The sequence below is a fragment of the Enterobacter sp. 200527-13 genome (genome assembly GCF_027924865.1).
GTDB lineage: Bacteria > Pseudomonadota > Gammaproteobacteria > Enterobacterales > Enterobacteriaceae > Enterobacter > Enterobacter ludwigii.
This window is the reverse complement of the sequence record NZ_BSCM01000001.1, coordinates 1,484,152-1,503,167: the sequence shown is the minus strand read 5'-3', so window position 1 is coordinate 1,503,167 and position 19,016 is coordinate 1,484,152. Positions and strand designations below refer to the sequence as shown.

The 19,016-nt window shown below is 55.6% G+C and carries 21 protein-coding genes; 7 read left to right on the top strand and 14 right to left on the bottom strand.

The window, feature by feature from the left end; genetic code table 11:
* The first annotated feature begins 94 nt into the window (after positions 1-94).
* Positions 95-973: a putrescine utilization regulator PtrR gene (locus tag QMG44_RS07105; protein WP_086532522.1), complete on the top strand. Its 879-nt coding sequence runs from the start codon at positions 95-97 to the stop codon at positions 971-973.
* On the opposite strand, the gene QMG44_RS07100 is transcribed toward QMG44_RS07105, so the two are convergent.
* Together QMG44_RS07100 and QMG44_RS07095 are read right to left on the bottom strand one after the other, a co-directional pair.
* Positions 927-1,409 (bottom strand): GNAT family N-acetyltransferase, encoded by a 483-nt coding sequence (locus QMG44_RS07100; RefSeq protein WP_014170050.1) that lies wholly within the window; start codon positions 1,407-1,409, stop codon positions 927-929. The genes QMG44_RS07105 and QMG44_RS07100 overlap by 47 nt on opposite strands.
* 61 nt (positions 1,410-1,470) lie before the next feature.
* Positions 1,471-2,382 carry a LysR family transcriptional regulator gene (locus QMG44_RS07095; protein WP_232937356.1) on the bottom strand — a complete coding sequence of 304 codons (912 nt, stop codon included), beginning with the start codon at positions 2,380-2,382 and terminating at the stop codon, positions 1,471-1,473.
* A gap of 92 nt (positions 2,383-2,474) precedes the next feature.
* Here QMG44_RS07095 and QMG44_RS07090 point away from each other — a divergent pair, with 92 nt between their 5' ends.
* Positions 2,475-3,437 carry an NmrA/HSCARG family protein gene (locus tag QMG44_RS07090; protein WP_086532524.1) on the top strand — a complete coding sequence of 321 codons (963 nt, stop codon included), beginning with the start codon at positions 2,475-2,477 and terminating at the stop codon, positions 3,435-3,437.
* A gap of 51 nt (positions 3,438-3,488) precedes the next feature.
* On the opposite strand, the gene QMG44_RS07085 is transcribed toward QMG44_RS07090, so the two are convergent.
* Complete coding sequence (locus tag QMG44_RS07085; RefSeq protein WP_032681016.1) at positions 3,489-4,289, bottom strand: PhzF family phenazine biosynthesis protein; 801 nt, start codon at positions 4,287-4,289, stop codon at positions 3,489-3,491.
* A 27-nt stretch (positions 4,290-4,316) separates the two neighbouring features.
* Positions 4,317-5,105, bottom strand: coding sequence for a PhzF family phenazine biosynthesis protein (locus tag QMG44_RS07080; protein ID WP_025204207.1), 789 nt, complete (start codon positions 5,103-5,105; stop codon positions 4,317-4,319).
* Positions 5,106-5,282: 177 nt separating this feature from the next.
* Between QMG44_RS07080 and QMG44_RS07075 the strand changes: the two genes are divergently transcribed.
* Positions 5,283-6,479 (top strand): sugar transporter, encoded by a 1,197-nt coding sequence (locus tag QMG44_RS07075; protein WP_086532525.1) that lies wholly within the window; start codon positions 5,283-5,285, stop codon positions 6,477-6,479.
* 58 nt (positions 6,480-6,537) lie between these two features.
* Here the strand turns inward: QMG44_RS07075 and QMG44_RS07070 are convergent, their stop codons facing one another.
* Complete coding sequence (locus QMG44_RS07070) at positions 6,538-7,203, bottom strand: MarC family NAAT transporter (RefSeq protein ID WP_014170045.1); 666 nt, start codon at positions 7,201-7,203, stop codon at positions 6,538-6,540.
* 256 nt (positions 7,204-7,459) lie between these two features.
* Between QMG44_RS07070 and marR the strand changes: the two genes are divergently transcribed.
* Genes marR through marB form a run of 3 tightly spaced genes read left to right on the top strand, consistent with a single transcriptional unit; the run spans position 7,460 to position 8,546 of the window.
* Positions 7,460-7,894, top strand: coding sequence for a multiple antibiotic resistance transcriptional regulator MarR (marR, locus tag QMG44_RS07065; protein ID WP_020884159.1), 435 nt, complete (start codon positions 7,460-7,462; stop codon positions 7,892-7,894).
* A 20-nt stretch (positions 7,895-7,914) separates the two neighbouring features.
* The gene (marA, locus tag QMG44_RS07060; RefSeq protein WP_008502237.1) at positions 7,915-8,295 is read left to right on the top strand and encodes an MDR efflux pump AcrAB transcriptional activator MarA; all 381 of its coding nucleotides are present in this window, start codon (positions 7,915-7,917) and stop codon (positions 8,293-8,295) included.
* A 32-nt stretch (positions 8,296-8,327) separates the two neighbouring features.
* Complete coding sequence (gene marB, locus QMG44_RS07055) at positions 8,328-8,546, top strand: multiple antibiotic resistance protein MarB (protein ID WP_014170042.1); 219 nt, start codon at positions 8,328-8,330, stop codon at positions 8,544-8,546.
* Between the two features lie 38 nt (positions 8,547-8,584).
* Here marB and eamA read toward each other — a convergent pair whose 3' ends face one another.
* Entirely contained in the window at positions 8,585-9,484 is a 900-nt protein-coding gene (gene eamA, locus QMG44_RS07050) for an O-acetylserine/cysteine exporter (RefSeq protein ID WP_020884160.1), read from the bottom strand.
* Positions 9,485-9,731: 247 nt separating this feature from the next.
* Between eamA and ydeE the strand changes: the two genes are divergently transcribed.
* Complete coding sequence (gene ydeE, locus QMG44_RS07045; RefSeq protein ID WP_047356503.1) at positions 9,732-10,925, top strand: efflux MFS transporter YdeE; 1,194 nt, start codon at positions 9,732-9,734, stop codon at positions 10,923-10,925.
* A 48-nt stretch (positions 10,926-10,973) separates the two neighbouring features.
* Here ydeE and zinT read toward each other — a convergent pair whose 3' ends face one another.
* From zinT to QMG44_RS07005, 8 genes are all read right to left on the bottom strand, one after another.
* Entirely contained in the window at positions 10,974-11,612 is a 639-nt protein-coding gene (zinT, locus tag QMG44_RS07040) for a metal-binding protein ZinT (protein WP_025204211.1), read from the bottom strand.
* A gap of 52 nt (positions 11,613-11,664) precedes the next feature.
* Positions 11,665-12,363 carry an urea ABC transporter ATP-binding subunit UrtE gene (gene urtE / locus QMG44_RS07035; RefSeq protein WP_014170038.1) on the bottom strand — a complete coding sequence of 233 codons (699 nt, stop codon included), beginning with the start codon at positions 12,361-12,363 and terminating at the stop codon, positions 11,665-11,667.
* Positions 12,364-12,372: 9 nt separating this feature from the next.
* On the bottom strand, positions 12,373-13,170 hold the full coding sequence (urtD, locus tag QMG44_RS07030; RefSeq protein ID WP_014170037.1) for an urea ABC transporter ATP-binding protein UrtD: 798 nt from the start codon (positions 13,168-13,170) through the stop codon (positions 12,373-12,375).
* On the bottom strand, positions 13,170-14,243 hold the full coding sequence (gene urtC / locus QMG44_RS07025; protein WP_032678138.1) for an urea ABC transporter permease subunit UrtC: 1,074 nt from the start codon (positions 14,241-14,243) through the stop codon (positions 13,170-13,172). Before urtC ends, urtD begins: the two co-directional genes overlap by 1 nt.
* The gene (gene urtB, locus QMG44_RS07020) at positions 14,243-15,817 is read right to left on the bottom strand and encodes an urea ABC transporter permease subunit UrtB (protein ID WP_086532526.1); all 1,575 of its coding nucleotides are present in this window, start codon (positions 15,815-15,817) and stop codon (positions 14,243-14,245) included. Before urtB ends, urtC begins: the two co-directional genes overlap by 1 nt.
* 24 nt (positions 15,818-15,841) lie before the next feature.
* Positions 15,842-17,113 (bottom strand): urea ABC transporter substrate-binding protein, encoded by a 1,272-nt coding sequence (gene urtA / locus QMG44_RS07015; RefSeq protein WP_086532527.1) that lies wholly within the window; start codon positions 17,111-17,113, stop codon positions 15,842-15,844.
* A gap of 203 nt (positions 17,114-17,316) precedes the next feature.
* A complete protein-coding gene (locus QMG44_RS07010; protein WP_047356507.1) occupies positions 17,317-18,420 on the bottom strand; it encodes a cobalamin-independent methionine synthase II family protein in 1,104 nt (367 codons plus the stop codon).
* A 156-nt stretch (positions 18,421-18,576) separates the two neighbouring features.
* The gene (locus QMG44_RS07005) at positions 18,577-18,990 is read right to left on the bottom strand and encodes a rhodanese-like domain-containing protein (RefSeq protein ID WP_049022684.1); all 414 of its coding nucleotides are present in this window, start codon (positions 18,988-18,990) and stop codon (positions 18,577-18,579) included.
* Positions 18,991-19,016: the final 26 nt, after the last annotated feature.

The window sequence follows — 19,016 nt, the reverse complement described above, 5'->3', positions numbered from 1 at the left end:
TCTCCACGTAATAACGGTTGATTCATTGTGGCGCACTCTGCTATTTCTTAAAAATGAATAATACTAACCACCTTGTTCACGAATCGAGAATGGCATGGACTTAACTCAGCTTGAAATGTTTAACGCCGTGGCGCTCACCGGCAGCATCACCCAGGCAGCGCAAAAGGTGCATCGCGTTCCGTCGAACCTGACCACCCGCATCCGCCAGCTGGAGGCCGATCTTGGCGTTGAGCTGTTTATTCGTGAGAACCAGCGTTTACGTTTATCCCCTGCCGGGCATAACTTCCTGCGCTACAGCAAGCAGATCCTGGCGCTGGTCGATGAGGCACGAATAGTCGTCGCCGGTGATGAACCGCAGGGATTATTTGCGCTTGGTGCGCTGGAGAGTACCGCCGCCGTGCGTATTCCGGAAAGCCTGGCGCAGTTTAACCAGCGCTATCCACGTATCCAGTTTGCCCTCTCTACCGGACCGTCCGGCACAATGATTGACGGCGTACTGGAGGGAACCTTAAGCGCCGCGTTTGTCGACGGCCCCCTTTCGCATCCGGAACTGGAAGGCATGCCGGTTTACCGGGAAGAGATGATGCTGGTCACGCCCGCCGGGCATGCAGAAGTGGCACGCGCCACGCAGGTAAGCGGCAGTGACGTCTACGCCTTTCGCGCAAACTGTTCGTATCGCCGACATCTGGAAAGCTGGTTTCACGCCGACAGAGCCACGCCCGGGCGTATTCATGAGATGGAGTCTTATCACGGCATGCTCGCCTGCGTCATCGCGGGCGCCGGTATCGCGCTGATGCCTCGCTCGATGCTGGAAAGTATGCCAGGCCACCATCAGGTAGAAGCCTGGCCGCTGGCAGAAAACTGGCGCTGGCTTACCACCTGGCTGGTCTGGCGCCGCGGGGCTATGACCCGCCCGCTGGAGGCTTTTATAGCGCTGCTAAACGAACGTCAACCACCAGTGCCTTCTCCATAAACAGGCTCAGCGGGTCATCAACATACGGCGGAAACGCCGGACGTTGCTCATAGCCGCACTGCTCATACAGACGGACGGCGGCATGTTGCCGGATGCCCGTCTCCAGGCGAAGCGTGTGGCAGTGACGGCTCAGGGCTTCATCTTCCAGCGCCGCCAGCAACATCTCGCCGAGGTGTTGCCCGCGATGAGCCGGATCGATATACACCCGTTTCATTTCACCGGTCCCGTCGCCGTTGAGCACCACGGCACCACACCCGACGGCATGAAGCTGCCGGTCCCGAATAATCATCAGGATCAGCGAGGCTGTCGGCAGTTCGGTCAGATCGAGCAGGTGGTTACTTTCAGCGGGATAGAGTTCGCTCTGATAGCGGTCAAGCGCGGCAATCAGATGCAAAATATCAGGGTGATGTGCAGATTCAGCGGTAATGGAATACATGGCGGGCTCCTTGTTGTTTTTATTTCAACATAGCGCAGCCCTGCACACGTGCTTCATACCGTTAACTTATATCAGCATTGCCGTTCAGGCTGACGAGGGTATCCCTTAACCAGCGATGTCCGGCGTGGTTATGGCTGCGTTCATGCCAGATAAGACTGACGTCAAACGTCTCTTTCAGCCAGGGCAGTTCCACCACGGTGAGCAGGTTAATGGTTCCCATAATTAATCGTCGGGGCACAAGTGCTACCAGATGACTCATCTGCACCATGCCGGGAACAAACAGAAATGATGCCGCAGATACCGCAACCTTACGTTGCAACCCTGACTCCGCCAGCATGACATCCATCGGCGTGGTAAAACCGCCTCCCGAGGGGGACACGATAATATGCTCAAGTTTTGCGAATGCTTCCATTGTCAGTTGGTCGTTCAGTTCAGGATGCTGAGGGCGCCCGATAAGCACGTACGATTCGTCATAAAGATGTTGCGTTCTGAGCTGCGCCTGCGCAGGGTCTGGCGTGGCTATGGCAGCATCAACATCGCCTGAGCTCAGTTGATGGGCCAGTTGATGCGGATCGTAATTCCTGACAGCAATACGCACGCCGGGGGCAATCTCTTGCAGGGTCACAATCAGCGGCATAATGACCGCGGCCTGCACGTAATCAGTACAGGCCAGAGAGACCGTTAGCGAATCGTGCAGCGGATCAAAGTCCTCATGTGATTGCAGCGTATCCCGTATTTTTGCCAGCGCCCCGCCAAGCGTCGCCATCAGCTCAAGAGCTTTGGGGGTTGGCGTCATCCCCCTGCGCCCCGGGATCAATAACGGATCGTTAAACATCCCCCTCAGCCGGTTAAGCTGCGCGCTGACGGCAGGCTGGCTAAGACAAAGCCGGCTGGCGGCCCTGGTGACATTTTGCTCCGCGACCAGCGCTTCCAGAGTCAGCAGCAGGTTTACGTCAGGCTTTTTGGTATTCATAGGATGGATATCATGTAAGAAATAAATCGATTTCACGCTCGCCGCCCGCATTCCGATAATGCAGTACCGCAACAACACAGAGCGAGAATGAAATGTCGTATGATAAAAAACCACTCATAACAGTTTTTGGTGCCACCAGTAAACAAGGACGTAGTGTAACCACAACCCTGCTGCAAAGTGGGCGCTATCGGGTGCGCGCCTTAACGCAAAACACGGACTCTCCTGCGGCGAAACAGCTGGCGGAACGGGGTGCTGAACTGAGACAAATCACCCTTCAGACGGGCAATGATGCGCATCTGATCGGGGCGTTTGCCGAGTCAGACGGGGCGTTTCTGATGACACCGGGTTTCATCCCCGTATCGACGCAGATGCCAACGGGTGAAACGGCGCTGGGTTACAGGCTTGCAGATGCCGCCGTCAACGCCGGCGTAAAACACCTTGTCTTCAGCAGTCTGGAAAACGTCGAGAGAATAACGGCCGGAACTCTATGGGCTCCTCATTTCAGCGATAAGGGCCGAATTGAGGAGTACATCCGCACACTCCCCGTCAGCGCGTCGTTTATTCAACTGGCGTTCTTTTACACCAATCTGGCCGAATATTATCCGCCGCGTAAAGAAGGCGACGAGCTGATCTTTCCCCTCTATCTCCCGGAAGACGTTCGGGCGCCCTTTGTCGACCCGCTCACGGCGACCGGCCCTGCGGTGCTTGAGATGTTCGATAACCCTGAACACTACAACGGCATGACGTTACCCGTTGTCGGTGAGTGTCTTTCGCCGCGTGAGATGGTGGAAACCTTCACGGAGGTCACCGGCATAAAAGCCCGGTATCGCTCAGCCTACACGCGAGAAGCACTCCTTCACCACTTCCCCGATTTCGCAGACAACGCGGCACTGGTCAGTGAAATTACCGGCATGACGGAATATGCCGTGAACTACGGCTATTACGGAAAAGACCGGGATCTTACCTGGAGCAGAACCATAAACCCTGCCACCTTAACGTGGCGTGAATTTCTGATTACGTCTGGCTGGCAGGGGGAAAAACGAACGTTTGATTAACGCAAGCCACCGTCATTCCCGATGATGAAATGACGGTGGCCCATTCCTGGCTTACATCGCCTGGCGTAAATAGATATGCCCTTTCAGATACAGGGTGGCCTGACCGCCGATTAACACCCGGTCCCCCGCCAGCTCACAGCGTAAATCCCCGCCCCGTCGCGAGACCTGGCGCGCGTTCAGCACGGTTTTGCCCAGCTTTTCGCTCCAGTAGGGAATCAACATGCTGTGAGTGGACCCCGTGACCGGATCTTCCGGCACCCCTTCTCCCGGACAGAAGAAGCGGCTGACGAAGTCATATTCATCGCCCGGTGCCGTGACGCAGACCATCTTATCCAGCGGAATCATTGCTGAGATATCCGGCGTAAGGGCCTCTACCTGCTGCTGGTTCTCCAGCACCACCATGTAGTCGCGCCCGACACGCACCTCTTTTGCCCGCTCAATGCCCAGCGCGCTCAACAGCAGCGCTGGCGGATTATCGACGACCGCCGTCGGCCAGGCCGGAAAGTTGAGCGTCAACCAGTCACCGCTGCGTTTTACCGTCAGCTCGCCGACGAAACGGGTGGTGAAGGTGATTTCCGTGTGTGGATAATCAAGGTATTCGAAAATGACATGCGATGCCGCCAGTGTGGCATGTCCACACAGGTTAATTTCGTCAAGGGTAGTGAACCAGCGCAGCTCGAATCCACCGTCAGTGCGTACGAAAAAGGCCGTTTCAGACTGATTGTGCTGTTGCGCCATGTTGAGCAGCGTCTCGTCCGGCAGCCACTCTTCCAGGGGGCAAACCGCCGCGGCGTTGCCGCCAAACGCCCTGTCGCTGAAGGCATCGACCAAATAGAAATCAATTTCCTGCATTGTCTCTTCCTCTTTTGTTATGGTTATTTAGCGCAGAAAGACGGTGCCTTTCAGATACAGCGAGGCCTGCCCGCTCATCAGCACGCGTGAACCTTTCAGTTCGCAGCGCAGATCACCGCCACGAGCCGACACCTGGCGGGCAAACATCGCTGTTTTACCCAGTTTTTCACTCCAGTAGGGAATAAGCATTGTATGCGCGGATCCGGTGACCGGATCTTCCCAGACGGCAACTCCCGGTGAGAAAAAGCGGCTCACAAAATCATAATCCCCCTCTCCCCGCGCCGTCACGCTGACCTTATGTTCGCCAGGCGTCATTGCCGAGATATTCGGCGCAAGCGCCTCAACCTGCTGGCGGTTTTCCAGAACCACCACCCAGGCTCGCCCCTTACGGGCTTCAACGTAATGGCCGATCCCCAGCGCCGCAAGCATCGCCGGCGGGGGCGTCTCTTCCTGCGTCGGGCATGCCGGGAAGTCCAGCGTCATCCAGTCCCCTTCCCGGCTAACCGTCAGCTGGCCAGAGGCGGTATCAAAGTGGATACGCGGGTCAGGATAGTTGAGTTCATTAAACAGGACGTACGCGGCTGCCAGTGTGGCATGTCCGCAAAGGTTGACTTCGGTAAGGGTGGTAAACCAGCGTAACTCAATTCCCGCTTTACTGCAGACGAAAAACGCCGTTTCCGACTGATTATGCTGCTGTGCCATTCTGAGCAGTGTCTCATCAGGCAACCATGCGTCTAACGGGCACACGGCCGCCGGGTTTCCACCAAAAGAGGCATTGCTGAACGCATCTACCAGATAAAAATCAATCTCCTGCATTGTCTTACCGCCTGTTTTTGTTGTGATGTTCTTTTATATTCAATGAAAACCATGCCCCCGGCTACCGCTTTTACCAGGTGAATTTTGAGATCTGCATCACATAATGGTTGAGTTTTCGCCGGTTGACGTTTTAAGATCGTCTCCTCTTCTTTTCAGCAACGAATCTCCGACATCGCTATGACAACGAACACAGTTACCCGCAGAGTCGCGTGGCTACGCGTGGTCACGCTGGCAATTGCCGCGTTTATTTTTAATACCACAGAATTTGTTCCGGTTGGGCTGTTGTCTGACATCGCTGAAAGTTTCCACATGGAAACCGCGCAGGTGGGCATTATGTTGACCATCTATGCCTGGGTGGTGGCACTGATGTCACTGCCGTTTATGCTGCTGACCAGCCAGATGGAACGGCGAAAGTTGCTGATCGGCCTGTTTGCCCTGTTTATCGTCAGCCACGTACTGTCGTTTCTGGCGTGGAACTTTACGGTGCTGGTCATCAGCCGCGTCGGTATCGCCTTTGCCCATGCCGTATTCTGGTCGATCACCGCGTCACTGGCCATCCGCCTGGCACCTGCGGGTAAACGCGCGCAGGCGTTGAGCCTGATAGCCACCGGCACGGCACTGGCTATGGTCCTGGGCCTGCCGATTGGCCGTATCGTTGGGCAATACTTTGGCTGGCGAACCACGTTCTTCGCTATCGGCATGGGGGCAATGATCACCCTGGTCTGCCTGATTAAACTGCTGCCGAAGCTGCCAAGCGAACACTCCGGCTCGCTGAAAAGCCTGCCGCTGTTAATGCGTCGTCCGGCATTGCTGAGCATCTATCTGCTGACGGTCATTGTGGTCACGGCGCATTACACCGCCTACAGCTATATTGAGCCGTTCGTTCAGGTCGTGGCCGGCTTTAGCGCCAACTTTGCCACCGTTCTGCTGTTGATCCTGGGGGGCGCGGGCATTATTGGCAGTATTCTGTTTGGTAAGCTCGGCAATCAGCACGCGTCGGCGCTGGTCAGCAGCGCCATTGGTTTACTGCTGGCGTGCCTGGTGTTACTCATGCCAGCGGCGGGCAGCGAGGGTCATCTGGCCGTCCTGAGCCTGTTCTGGGGAATGGCGATCATGATTATCGGTCTGGGTATGCAGGTGAAGGTGCTGGCCCTCGCCCCGGACGCAACGGATGTGGCGATGTCACTGTTCTCGGGGATTTTCAATCTCGGTATTGGCGCGGGCGCGCTGCTGGGAAATCAGATTAGCCTTCACGTGTCGATGTCGGCGATTGGCTATCTGGGTGCCATTCCGGCACTGGTGGCGCTCATCTGGTCCCTGCTCATCTTCCGTAAATGGCCGGTCGCACTGGAAGAACAGGCCCATCACGGGTAGACCGCAGTCAACGTAAAACGGCAACCGAGGTTGCCGTTTTGCATTACCGGGCGGGTGATTAATGGTACGTCTTAATAATCTCCAGCACGCCGTTGATAATAAACTGCACGCCCATACACACCAGTAAGAAGCCCATCAGGCGGGAAATCGCCTCAATGCCGCCCTTGCCGACCCAGCGCATGATCGCGCCTGAACTGCGCAAGGATGCCCATACGATGATACCAATCAGTGCAAAAATCAGCGGGGGCGCAACCGTGATGACCCAGTCCGGAAAGGTCGAGCCATCCCGCACCGTTGACGCGGAGCTGATGATCATCGCAATCGTTCCTGGCCCCGCCGTACTGGGCATCGCCAGCGGGACAAAAGCAATATTCGCGCTGGGCTCGGTTTCCAGCTCTTCGGATTTGCTTTTGGCCTCAGGTGACTCATGCGCTTTCTGCGCAGGGAACAGCATACGGAACCCGATGAAGGCGACAATCAGTCCGCCAGCAATACGCAGACCCGGGATGGAGATTCCGAAGGTGTTCATCACCAGCTGTCCGGCGTAGTAAGCCACCATCATGATGGCAAACACATAGACCGAGGCCATCATCGACTGATGGTTACGCTCGGCGCTGTTCATGTTCCCTGCCAGCCCCAGGAAGAGCGCAACCGTCGTTAGCGGGTTAGCCAACGGCAGCAGTACCACCAGCCCCAGACCAATTGCTTTAATCAAATCCAACATAGTGCGTCGTTGTCCTTATCCATGTTTATCACCGCAATTATAGGGTGAAAGTGTGACGTTCAGCCATTCGCTCAACGTAACGATTATTTACGGTCATTAACGATAACCCTTCGTTATCTATTTGAATTGAAAGCATGCAAAAAAAGTTCATGAAACGTTTTAGCAATTCGTGGCATCCGCTGATCCATTCAGTTGACTTATACTTGCCTGAGCAATAATATCTGCCGTGACTAAACTACTTGCCAGGGCAACCATTGTGAAAAGCACCAGTGATCTCTTTAACGACATTATTCCGCTGGGTCGTCTTATTCATATGGTTAACCAGAAAAAAGATCGCCTGCTCAATGACTATCTGTCACCGCTGGATATCACCGCCACGCAGTTCAAAGTGCTGTGCTCCATTCGCTGCGAAGTGTGTATCACGCCGGTTGAGCTGAAAAAGGTGCTCTCTGTCGATCTGGGTGCGCTAACCCGCATGCTCGATCGTCTCGTTTGCAAAGGATGGATAGAACGAAGCCCTAACCCGAATGACAAACGCGGCGTCCTGGTGAAACTCACCAGCGATGGCGCGGCTATGTGCGAGCAATGTCATCAACTAGTAGGACAAACACTGCATCAGGAACTAACAAAAAACTTAACGGCAGATGAAGTGGCAACGCTTGAGCTTTTGCTTAAGAAAATACTGCCGTAAACAGAAAAAGAGGTATGACGATGTCCAGACGCAATACTGACGCTATTACTATTCATAGCATTTTGGACTGGATCGAAGATAACCTGGAATCGCCGCTCTCCCTTGAAAAAGTGTCAGAGCGTTCAGGTTACTCCAAATGGCACCTGCAACGGATGTTCAAAAAAGAGACCGGCCATTCATTAGGTCAATATATTCGCAGCCGCAAACTGACGGAAATTGCCCAGAAGCTGAAAGAAAGCAATGAGCCGATCCTTTATCTGGCGGAACGTTACGGTTTTGAATCACAGCAAACCCTGACGCGTACGTTTAAGAACTACTTCGACGTGCCGCCTCACAAATACCGTATTACCAGCGTGCCGGGTGAATCCCGATACCTGTATCCACTAAAACATTGTAGTTAATCATCGCCTGTAAAGACGTAACCGAGGAAATCATGAAAGTTACAGCCTCCGCCGCCCTCGCCTTGCTGGTGCTGTTTTCCAGCCAGACCTTCGCGGAGCAAACCCCTCGTGCAACGCAGCAAAATAATCGTGACACGATGATTTTGCCGTCAGCACATGACCAGTCACCTTATGACTTCAACCACATGGGTGCTGGTAGTGACAAATCCGACGAGTTAGGCGTGCCTTATTATAATCAGCACAGCTTCTGATTCGTTTTTGCCCCGCGGATGCGGGGCTTTTTTTATGCCTATCCTCTTGCCCGCGTTACCCGACGCACTCGCAAACCAAACACGTTGATGTACAGCCCGGCCATGATCAGCACGGCCCCCAGCAGCTGCAGCGCACTCAGCTTTTCATCGAGCAACAGCGCGGCGCTGGCCAACCCTACCACCGGCACCAGCAGGGATAACGGCGCCACGCGCCAGGTTTCGTAGCGACCCAGCAGCGATCCCCAGATCCCGTAACCAATAATGGTGGCCACAAATGCCAGGTAGATCAGCGATAAAATGGTGGTGAGATCGATTTCCACCAGGCTTTTCAGCATCACGTCCGGCCCATCAAAAATGAGCGCCGCAACCATAAACGGAACAATGGGGATCAAGGCGCTCCAGACCACCAGCGACATCACCTTCGGGCGCGCCTCATGCTGCATAATCAGCTTGTTGAAGATATTCCCGCAGGCCCAGCTCAGTCCTGCCGCCAGCGTTAACATAAAGCCCAGTAACGCCACGTGCTGCCCGTTCAGGCTGGCTTCTATCAGCACCAGCACGCCGAACACCGCAAGGGTGATCCCCGCCAGCTGTTTACCCTGCAGACGCTCGCCAAAGACAAACGCCCCGAGAATGATGGTAAAGAACGCCTGAGCCTGTAACACCAGAGAAGCCAGACCGGCGGGCATCCCGAACTTAATGGCGCAGAACAGAAACGCGAACTGGCCAAAGCTGATGGTCAGGCCGTATCCCAGTAAGAGTCTGAACGGAATTTTCGGGCGCGCGACAAAGAAGAGCGCCGGGAAAGCCACCAGCAGAAAACGCAAACCGGCCAGCATGAGTGGGGGCATGTTATGCAACCCAAGCTTGATGACCACAAAATTCAGACCCCATACGATGACCACCAGCAAAGCCAGCAGCCCGTCTTTTCGCGTCATACTCTGCCCCTGAATGATTAAATTTTTGTAAACACTTCAAGGTAACGAAAAAAACATGCCACGAGAAGATCATTATTTCTGGCAGTCAACTGAAGCACTTACGGATAAATTAGGCGCTATACAAGCCCCTTATGTCGTGATACTCCTGATATATACCTAAAATAATACACGTTGCAGGATGGCGGCGAGCAAGCGCGGCCAGAATCTCTGCGGCTCAAAAAAACAAACGCAATTGTCAGGCAGGAATATGAAACCATCACTCAGGCGCTCAACCGCAGCGCTGCTGGCGTCGTCGTTATTATTAACCATTGGTCGTGGGGCAACGCTGCCGTTTATGACCATCTATCTCACGCGTGTATTTAATATGAGCGTCGAGAATATTGGTTATGCCCTGACCATTGCGCTTACCGTCGGTGTGGTATTCAGTATGGGGTTTGGCATCCTCGCCGATAAGTTTGATAAAAAGCGCTACATGCTGATTTCTATCGTCGCCTTTATTGCCGGGTTTGTTGCTATCCCGCTGGTGGATAACGTCACGCTGGTGGTGCTCTTCTTTTCCCTGATTAACTGCGCCTATTCGGTATTTTCAACGGTGCTGAAGGCCTGGTTTGCCGATGTGCTGACCTCGAGCCAAAAAGCGCGCGTTTTCTCGCTAAACTATAGCTTCCTGAACATTGGCTGGACGATCGGGCCGCCGGTGGGCACCTTACTGGTGATGTACAGCCTGCAGCTGCCGTTCTGGCTGGCCGCTTTTTGTGCCGCACTGCCGCTCGGTTTTATCCATTTCTTTGTGCAAAAAAGCGTTGCGCTCGATGCCACCGAAGAGAAAATGCCGTGGCAACCGTCAGTACTGCTTAAAGACCGCGCCCTCTTCTGGTACACCCTTTCCGGCCTGCTGGCGTCGTATGTGGGCGGGTCATTCGCCAGCTGTATTTCGCAGTACGTGCTGGCTGCGAATGCCGACAGCAACTTTGCGCAAAACGTGGTCGCCGTGGTGCTGCCGGTGAATGCTGCGGTGGTCGTCACCCTGCAATACGTTATCGGTCGCAAGATCTCCGCCACCAATATACGTCCGCTGATGACGGTGGGAACACTCTTCTTCGTCCTGGGTCTGGGCGGTTTTATGCTCTCCGGGGAAAACCTGGTCTACTGGGGCATTGCGGCAGCGGTGTTTACGCTGGGTGAGATTATCTATGCACCGGGCGAATATATGCTGATCGACAATATTGCCCCGCCGGGTATGAAAGCGAGTTATTTCTCTGCACAGGCGCTGGGCTGGCTTGGGGCGGCGGCAAACCCGATGATCACCGGTATTATCCTTACCAACCTGCCGCACTGGTCATTGTTTGCGATCATGATGGTTGCCATCGTGATTGCCTGGCTGATGATTTTGCGTGGAATGAGCGTGAAGTCGTGGTGCGAAATGCCGAAAGTGGCTTAAGTCCTCGACGCCGGGCGGCATGACGCCCACCCGGCATCGGGCAGGCCATTAATGGTGCAGCATCTCGTCGACCACCTGCTGTTTGTACATCTCGTTCGGGTAATACGTCGGCCAGTTATCCATCTCTTTTAGCAGCGCCTCGTGGGAGGTGTTGCCCATAAAGATATGGAAATGGGAAGAGGCTTTTGGGGCGATGGTATGGTCGCTGAACTGGACAAACTTCGGCGCCTTGCTGTCCGGATCTTTACACTCGAACAGATAGCGAACCCCTTTCTTACCTGATGCATAAGTCAGGATCTTATAGCCGCTGTAATCATACTGGCAGCGACCGATCGCCTTACCTTTGTGGAATTCCATCACGTTGTTTTCGATGCCGATAGCCTCAACGTCCGTCGCATACCCTGTGCGATAGTAGGCTTTAACCTCGTCGAAGGATTTTTTGTCCTTCTGCGCTTTCTGTTTAAAAACCGGATCCAGCGCGCCATCGAGCAAAAACGGATAGACGGATTGCCATGTCCCATCCCAGTCAGACAGCTTTCTGTCTTTGACGTCTTTATCCTCAAAGACGCCGTTCGCCGCCTTCTGTTCCGCTTCCGTCATCTGATGACCATGCGAATGGGCAAACAGCTGACCGCTTACCAGCAGCGCCCCCAGAGTCATTGCAAATTTGCCAATATGTGCAGCCAAAACAAACTCCTCACTCCGTTTTATAAGAATGAGGATGTTATAATATAACATTTCAAATCGCAACCAGTCCGCGAACGCCCTCTTGTTCCATTGTATCGCCCCGTCCACGCTGAATGATGGTCCCGCGCGACATCAGCAGATAGCTGTCGGCAAGCTCAGCGGCGAAATCGTAAAACTGCTCTACGAGCAGGATTGCCATATCCCCTCTGTCCGCCAGCTTGCGGATCACCAGGCCTATCTCTTTGATCACCGACGGCTGAATACCTTCCGTGGGTTCATCGAGGATTAACAGCTGTGGCCGGCTCGCCAGGGCGCGACCAATCGCCAGCTGTTGCTGCTGACCGCCGGAGAGATCGCCTCCACGACGATGCTTCATCTCTTTAAGCACCGGGAACAACTGCCAGATATCCTCCGGGACGCGCTTTGCGTCGCGGGCGGGGAAGCGTGACAGCCCGAGCAACAGATTCTCCTCGACCGTTAAGCGTGGAAAAATCTCACGCCCCTGCGGAACATAGGCCACACCCGACTGCACGCGCTGGTGCGGCTTGCTGTGGGTGATTTTTTTTCCCTGCCAGATAATGTCTCCTGTTTTTACCGGGATCAGGCCCATCAGACACTTGAGCAGCGTGGTTTTCCCCACCCCGTTGCGCCCCAGCAGACAGGTCACTTCACCGGTCGCCGCTTCAAAACTGACCCCGCGCAGAATATGACTGCCGCCGTAATACTGATTCAGTTCGTTCACCTGTAACATGATGGCTCCTTAGCGTCCCAGATAGACTTCTATGACCTGCTCATTGGCCTGCACCTGGCGAAGTGACCCCTCCGCCAGCACGCGTCCCTGGTGCAGCACCGTCACGTGATCGGCAATGGTTTCGACAAAGCCCATATCGTGCTCGACCACCATCAGGGAGTGTTTGCCCGCAAGGGTTCTGAACAGCTCAGCCGTATAGTCGGTCTCCGCGTCGGTCATTCCGGCCGCCGGTTCATCCAGCAACAGCAGATGCGGGTCCTGCACCAGCAGCATGCCAATCTCCAGAAACTGCTTTTGCCCGTGCGAAAGCAGCCCGGCGCGGCGATTGCGCTCGCCGCCAAGCCGCAGCAAGAGCAGCATCTCGTCAATACGGTCCCGTTGCTCGCCGTTGAGTCTGGCCCGCAGGCTCGCCCAGACGGATTTGTCGGTTTTCATCGCAATCTCAAGGTTTTCCCACACCGTGAGCGCTTCAAAGACCGTGGGCTTCTGGAACTTACGTCCGATGCCCTGGCGGGCGATCTCGGCGGGTTCAAGCGCCGTCAGGTCGATGGACTGATCGTACAGCGCTCTGCCGCTTTTAGGCCGCGTTTTGCCGGTAATCACGTCCATTAATGTCGTTTTTCCCGCACCGTTGGGGCCAATCACGCAGCGCAATTCACCCACGCCAATGTTCAGTGAGAGGTCCGTCAGCGCCTGAAAACCATCGAAATTCACGTTGATGGCTTCAAGCTGCAGCACCGGATCGGTCTGGTCGCGATAGCGATCCCCGGGTAACTGGCGGGTAAATAATCCTTCGGCTGGCTGCATTAGTGTTCTCCCTTACGAAACAGACCGTAGACACCGCGCGGTAAAAACAGCGTCACGGCAATGAAAATCAGCCCCAGAAACAGCTGCCAGTATTCCGGCAGGGCGACGGTAAAGACGCTCTTCGCACCGTTTACCAGCGCCGCGCCTATCACCGGGCCGACCAGCGTGCCGCGCCCCCCCAGCGCGACCCAGATGGCCGCTTCAATTGAGTTGGTTGGCGACATTTCACCCGGGTTGATAATGCCCACCTGCGGCACATACAGTGCACCGGCCAGACCGCAGAGTACGGCTGAAAGTGTCCACACCAGCAGCTTGAAACCGCGTGGATCGTACCCGCAAAACGTCAGGCGGTTTTCGGCGTCACGCACCGCGGTCAGAATGCGACCGAACTTACTTTTCGCCAGCGCGAAGCCTGTGCCCAGCGCTATCAGCAACAGCATCACGGTAGCCAGAAACAGCGCGATACGGGTGGTGGTCGCGGTAACGGAAAACCCGAGCAGCGTGGTAAAACCGGTAAAGCCGTTATTCCCGCCAAAGCCGGTTTCATTGCGAAAGAACAGCAACATCCCCGCGTACGTCAGCGCCTGGGTCATGATCGAAAAATAGACCCCTTTGATTTTTGAGCGAAAGGCAAACCAGCCAAACACCAGCGCCAGCAGCCCCGGCACCATCACAATTAATACCAGTGCCCAGACAAAGTGCTGCGTCCCCCACCAGAACCACGGCAGTTCACTCCAGGAGAGAAACGACATAAACGCGGGCAGCCCGTCACCCGCTGCCTGGCGCATCAGGTACATGCCCATCGCATAGCCGCCCAGCGCGAAGAAGATACCGTGGCCCAGGGAGAGCATTCCGGCATAACCCCACACCAGATCGAGCGCCACGGCGACAATGGCATAGCAGAGGATCTTACCCGTGAGCGTGAGCATCCAGGTCGAAATTGCCAGCGGATGCGTCGCGGGCAGTAAGGCGAAAAACGGTAAAATCAGCAGGCAGGCCACGATCAGGCTACCGGCTATCTGCGTCGTGCGTGGCGCTTTGCGCGCCAGCGTTAAGGTAAGCGGCTGGCTCATCAGTCAGTAACCCTCCCTTTCAGTGCGAATAACCCCTGCGGACGTTTCTGAATAAACAGAATAATCGCCACCAGGATCAGGATTTTGCCCAATACTGCCCCCATTTGCGGTTCGAGAATTTTATTAAAGATCCCCAGCCCAAACGCCGCGGCCACGCTACCTGCCAGTTGACCCACCCCGCCAAGCACCACCACGAGGAACGAGTCGATGATATAACCCTGGCCCAGTTCTGGCCCAACGTTGCCTAACTGAGATAACGCCACGCCCCCCAGACCCGCAATCCCCGAGCCAAGCCCAAAGGCCAGCATATCGACACGACCTGTCGGTACCCCGCAGCAGGCCGCCATGCTGCGATTTTGCGTCACTGCGCGCACGTTCAGACCAAGACGGGTTTTGTTCAGAATGAGCCACGTGAAGAACAGCACCAACAGCACAAAACCCAGTACCACGATGCGGTTCCATGGCAGCGTCAGATTGGCATACACCTGCACGCCACCGGACAGCCATGCCGGGTTTGCCACCTCCAGGTTCTGGGCGCCAAACGTCATGCGTACCAGCTGAATAATCATCAGGCTGATACCCCATGTCGCCAGCAGCGTTTCCAGCGGTCGGCCATACAAATGACGAATAACGGTACGCTCGAGCACCATCCCGATGCTGGCGGTCACAATAAACGCCACCGGCAGCGCAACGATCGGGTAGAGCGCCAGCCACTGTGGGGCGAGCCCGGCCATCCCCTGCTGAACCATCCAGGTGGCGTACGCGCCCAGCATCAGCATCTCCCCGTGAGCCATGTTAATCACCCCCAGCAGGCCGTAGGTAATTGCCAGCCCCAGCGCGGCGAGCAACAGTACCGACCCCAGCGAGAGCCCCATAAACGCCTGACCAAGCAGATCGCCCCACATCAGGCGATGCTCAATCTGTTTCAGACTTTCGGCAGCGGCAGCACGCACGCCGGCATCCGGCTCCGATCCTGCCTGCGTATACGGCATCAGCCGGGACTGAACGTCCGGATCGTCTGATTGCCCTAACAGCGCCACAGCGTTCAGGCGTACCGCAGCCTGCGGACTTGCCAGCTGGAGGTTCGCCAGCGCCAGCTTCAGCGACTGACGGGCCACATCATCCGTTTCGCTGCTCACCCGTTTTTGCAGGAAATCGAGCATTTCAGGCTGCGCATCCCGCTGGAGTTGACGGGCTGCCGCACGCCTTTCCGTGACACTGTCACTCACAAGCTGATGGGTTGCCATTGCCGTCGCCACCAGATTGCGCAGCCGGTTGGTCAGACGCACGGCTTTGGTTTGGCCTGCTGCGGCTTTTGTTTCACCCAGGGGAACCATTGCCCCCTGGCGTTGTGCAAACGCATGTTTCTGGCTGTCGGTGTAGAGACTTTCACTCTGCAGCGCCTGGAGCAGCGGCAACCGTGCCGCCTCCGGCGCGGTTGCCCACTGCGTCAACAGTTCTGCCTGCTGGCTGCGACTGGCGGCCACGAATTGGTCGGCATCCGATGCCTGCACCATCCCTGGCAGCAGTCCGGTAAGCCACACAATAGCGATGATCGTGCGTATGGCGTTCATGACTTTTCTCCCTGCGGTGATAACTTAGTTGCTGGCGGTTTTCATCGGCTGATCGGGCTTTTTGTCATTACCGGCAATGAAGGGACTCCACGGCTGGGCGCGCACCGGCTGTTCCGTCTGCCAGACCACATTAAACTGGCCGTTACCTTCAATTTCGCCAATCATGACCGGCTTATGCAGATGGTGGTTGGTGGCATCCATGGTGAGCATAAAGCCTGAAGGTGCCTTGAAGGACTGACCGGCCATTGCCGCCCGAACTTTATCGACGTCGGTGGTACCTGCTTTTTCAACCGCCTGCGCCCACATGTGGATCCCGACGTAGGTGGCTTCCATCGGGTCGTTGGTGACCACGGTGTCGGCGTTCGGCAATTTGTGTGCCCTGGCATACGCTTTGTAATCCGCCACAAACGCCTGGTTGGTCGGGTTATCAACGGACTCAAAGTAGTTCCACGCCGCCAGGTTGCCCACCAGCGGTTTGGTGTCGATCCCGCGCAGCTCCTCTTCTCCCACGGAGAAGGCCACAACCGGAACATCGGTAGCTTTCAGGCCCTGGTTAGCCAGCTCTTTATAGAACGGAACGTTGGAGTCGCCGTTGATGGTGGAAACCACCGCGGTTTTCCCTCCGGCAGAGAATTTTTTGATACTGGAAACGATTGTCTGGTAATCGCTGTGACCAAACGGGGTGTATACCTCTTCAATGTCTTTGTCTTCCACCCCTTTCGAATGCAGGAAAGCACGCAAGATTTTGTTCGTGGTGCGGGGATAAACGTAATCGGTGCCTAACAGGAAGAAGCGTTTCGCGCTGCCTCCGTCTTCACTCATCAGGTACTCCACCGCCGGGATTGCCTGCTGGTTTGGCGCGGCACCGGTATAGAAGACGTTAGGTGACATCTCTTCGCCTTCATACTGCACCGGGTAAAACAGCAGTCCGTTCAGCTCCTCAAACACCGGCAGCACCGATTTACGCGACACCGACGTCCAGCAACCAAACACCACCGCTACTTTGTCCTGGCTCAGCAGCTGGCGCGCTTTTTCGGCAAACAGCGGCCAGTTCGAGGCCGGGTCAACCACTACCGGTTCCAGCTTCTTACCCAGCACACCCCCTTTGGCGTTGATCTCATCGATGGTCATCAGCGCAACATCTTTAAGCGGCGTTTCGGAAATCGCCATCGTGCCGGAAAGGGAATGCATGATCCCCACCTTGATGGTATCGGCCGCCTGAGCGCCAAAACTCATCCCCATAGCTACGACAGACGCGGACAATGCGAAGGCTTTTAATAAGGTACGACGGTGCATATTTTCACTCCTGAAAAAGAAAGCTGTGCAAAGGCGTCCGTTACGGCGTGGACGCAGAAAATAAAAACGTCAGCTTAGAGAGAGCAAAAAGGATGCCAGGATGGATAAAGCGCTATGACAGGAGAGGTAACGAAGGATGTAAAAAGAACGACTCAGAATGGTACAGCGCTGCACTTTTATAATGCAGCGCTGTGGCGGAAGATTTACCAGACTTCGCTGGCGATCTGCGTCACCAGGCGGACTTTGTCCCACTGCTGGGTTTCACTCAGGCTGTTGCCCTCTTCGGTAGAGGCAAATCCGCACTGCGGGCTCAGGCAAATCTGCTCTTTAGCCACGTATTTCGCCGCCTCTTCCAGACGCGCCTTCACCCCTTCCGGGTTCTCCAGCTCGCCATTTTTGGTGGTAATAAGGCCGAGCACCACCTGCTGCTTGCCCGGGCGAACAAAACGCAGTGGTGCAAAATCACCGCTCCGGTCATTGTCGTACTCAAGGAAAAAGGCATCCACGTTGACCGTCCCGAACAGCACTTCAGCCACCGGCTCATAGCCCCCTTCGGAAATCCAGGTTGAACGGAAGTTGCCGCGACAGACATGCAGCCCGATGGTGAGATCGTCCGGCTTGCCCTCCAGTGCCTTATTCAGAACGCGGGCATATATACGCGCCAGCTCGTCGGCATCGTCACCACGCTCGCGGATCTGACGACGTTGATCGTCCGAACAGAGATAGGCCCAGACAGTGTCATCCAGCTGCAGATAACGGCAGCCCGCGTCGTAAAACGCCCGAATCGCGTCCCGCCAGGTGGTCGCCAGATCGTCAAAATAGTCCTTCAGATCCGGGTAGACCGTCGCATCAATGTCTTTGCGCCCACCGCGGAAATGCAGCACGCTCGGGCTGGGAATGGTCATCTTCGGCTGAGCATTGCCGCTAATGCTTTTCAGGTAGCGGAAATCCTCCAGCATCGGGTGATCGCCAAAGCCCAGCTTGCCGGTCACGCGCACGCCGTGGGCTTTGGTCTGTACACCGTTGAACTGAATACCCTGCTGAGAATCGTAACGCTCAACACCCTGCAGACCGTCGAAGAAATCAAAGTGCCACCAGGCACGACGAAATTCACCGTCGGTCACCACATGCAAGCCACAGGCGCACTGCTGCTCAACAACATGGCGGATCGCCTCATCCTCAACCGCACGAAGCTGCCCGGCATCAATTTCGCCGCTGGCGAATTTCAGGCGAGCCTGTTTGATGGCATCCGGACGTAAAAAGCTGCCAACTACATCGGCGCGGTATGGGGCATGGTGTCGTTGCATGGAAATCTCCTTTATCTGCCGACAATAATTGCCTGCAGTGATAATTCATTATTTGAATCTTTAGACTTCTGGATGTCTAAATGTCCAAAAAAGATGTCATACCTGCCGCCAGCCGGCAAACGAGAAAATTTCACGGGTGTTGAAAAAAATTCATCTTCACAGTGCGGAGAGCGATTCCTGGCTCGCAAACTCAAACTTTTCATCTTCCCAGCCGGTGATCCCGCCGAGCATAATTTTCACCGGCAGCCCCAGACGCGCCAGCTTCAGCGCGGCTCTGTCCGCACCGTTGCAGTGAGGCCCGGCACAATAGACCACAAACAGCGTGCCGTCAGGCCACTGGGCCATGCGTTCGGCGGTGATCTGACGCCACGGCATATGTAGCGCACCGGGAACGTGACGGCGGGCGAACTGCTGCGGGCTCCCGACGACGTGCACCAGGACGAAATCCTGTTCGTGATTCGTGATGGCATGATGCACATCGGCGCAATCGGTCTCGACGCTCAGGCGGCGCAGAAAATGGGTAACGGCTTCCTGGGGTTCAGCAGCCGGAAATTCAGTAACATAACTCATGATCCTTCCTCATCTTTGGCGTTTGT

Excerpts from the sequence above, each read along its gene's own strand:
- QMG44_RS07100 (WP_014170050.1), bottom strand. The coding sequence starts at position 1,409 with ATGTATTCCATTACCGCTGAATCTGCACATCACCCTGATATTTTGCAT.
- QMG44_RS07075 (WP_086532525.1), top strand. The coding sequence starts at position 5,283 with ATGACAACGAACACAGTTACCCGCAGAGTCGCGTGGCTACGCGTGGTC.
- QMG44_RS07105 (WP_086532522.1), top strand. The coding sequence starts at position 95 with ATGGACTTAACTCAGCTTGAAATGTTTAACGCCGTGGCGCTCACCGGC.
- marB (WP_014170042.1), top strand. The coding sequence starts at position 8,328 with ATGAAAGTTACAGCCTCCGCCGCCCTCGCCTTGCTGGTGCTGTTTTCC.
- urtA (WP_086532527.1), bottom strand. The coding sequence starts at position 17,113 with ATGCACCGTCGTACCTTATTAAAAGCCTTCGCATTGTCCGCGTCTGTC.
- urtE (WP_014170038.1), bottom strand. The coding sequence starts at position 12,363 with ATGTTACAGGTGAACGAACTGAATCAGTATTACGGCGGCAGTCATATT.
- QMG44_RS07005 (WP_049022684.1), bottom strand. The coding sequence starts at position 18,990 with ATGAGTTATGTTACTGAATTTCCGGCTGCTGAACCCCAGGAAGCCGTT.
- QMG44_RS07080 (WP_025204207.1), bottom strand. The coding sequence starts at position 5,105 with ATGCAGGAGATTGATTTTTATCTGGTAGATGCGTTCAGCAATGCCTCT.
- QMG44_RS07090 (WP_086532524.1), top strand. The coding sequence starts at position 2,475 with ATGTCGTATGATAAAAAACCACTCATAACAGTTTTTGGTGCCACCAGT.
- marA (WP_008502237.1), top strand. The coding sequence starts at position 7,915 with ATGTCCAGACGCAATACTGACGCTATTACTATTCATAGCATTTTGGAC.
- urtC (WP_032678138.1), bottom strand. The coding sequence starts at position 14,243 with ATGAGCCAGCCGCTTACCTTAACGCTGGCGCGCAAAGCGCCACGCACG.
- ydeE (WP_047356503.1), top strand. The coding sequence starts at position 9,732 with ATGAAACCATCACTCAGGCGCTCAACCGCAGCGCTGCTGGCGTCGTCG.
- QMG44_RS07070 (WP_014170045.1), bottom strand. The coding sequence starts at position 7,203 with ATGTTGGATTTGATTAAAGCAATTGGTCTGGGGCTGGTGGTACTGCTG.
- urtD (WP_014170037.1), bottom strand. The coding sequence starts at position 13,170 with ATGCAGCCAGCCGAAGGATTATTTACCCGCCAGTTACCCGGGGATCGC.
- QMG44_RS07010 (WP_047356507.1), bottom strand. The coding sequence starts at position 18,420 with ATGCAACGACACCATGCCCCATACCGCGCCGATGTAGTTGGCAGCTTT.
- eamA (WP_020884160.1), bottom strand. The coding sequence starts at position 9,484 with ATGACGCGAAAAGACGGGCTGCTGGCTTTGCTGGTGGTCATCGTATGG.
- QMG44_RS07085 (WP_032681016.1), bottom strand. The coding sequence starts at position 4,289 with ATGCAGGAAATTGATTTCTATTTGGTCGATGCCTTCAGCGACAGGGCG.
- urtB (WP_086532526.1), bottom strand. The coding sequence starts at position 15,817 with ATGAACGCCATACGCACGATCATCGCTATTGTGTGGCTTACCGGACTG.
- QMG44_RS07095 (WP_232937356.1), bottom strand. The coding sequence starts at position 2,382 with ATGAATACCAAAAAGCCTGACGTAAACCTGCTGCTGACTCTGGAAGCG.